The sequence below is a fragment of the Streptomyces katrae genome, from assembly GCF_000966975.1.
Taxonomy (GTDB): Bacteria; Actinomycetota; Actinomycetes; order Streptomycetales; family Streptomycetaceae; genus Streptomyces; species Streptomyces katrae.
Genome location: NZ_JZWV01000132.1, coordinates 1 through 312, shown reverse-complemented (window position 1 = coordinate 312; position 312 = coordinate 1). Strand labels below are relative to the sequence as shown.

At 76.9% G+C, this 312-nt stretch carries 1 pseudogene; it reads right to left on the bottom strand.

Annotation, left to right across the window (positions count from 1 at the left end):
• Nucleotides 1–295 (bottom strand): annotated as a pseudogene (locus VR44_RS07050) (hypothetical protein); the annotation flags it as partial.
• Between the last annotated feature and the right edge of the window lie 17 nt (nt 296–312).

The window sequence follows — 312 nt, the reverse complement described above, 5'->3', positions numbered from 1 at the left end:
TCGGGCCGACGGCACGGTCGTGGCGGGCGTCGCCGTCGTAGGCCCCGCCGTCGGTGTCGGAGATGTTCGCGAAGCCGTTGCCGTCGAGCACGGGGCCCAGGATCGGCCGCAGGGTGGTCCCGTTCGCGTCGACCCGGCCGCCGTCGGCCTGCCCGGACTCCACCTTGCCGATCGCGGCGAGCAGTTGCCAGCGCAGCCCGCACCCGGGGTCGTCCTCCCCCACCCGCTGCTCGGCCCGCCGGTACGCGGCGAGCACACTGGCCGGTATGCCCTGCGCCCCGGCCGGCCGTACCACGGCGGCCGGTTCGGGCT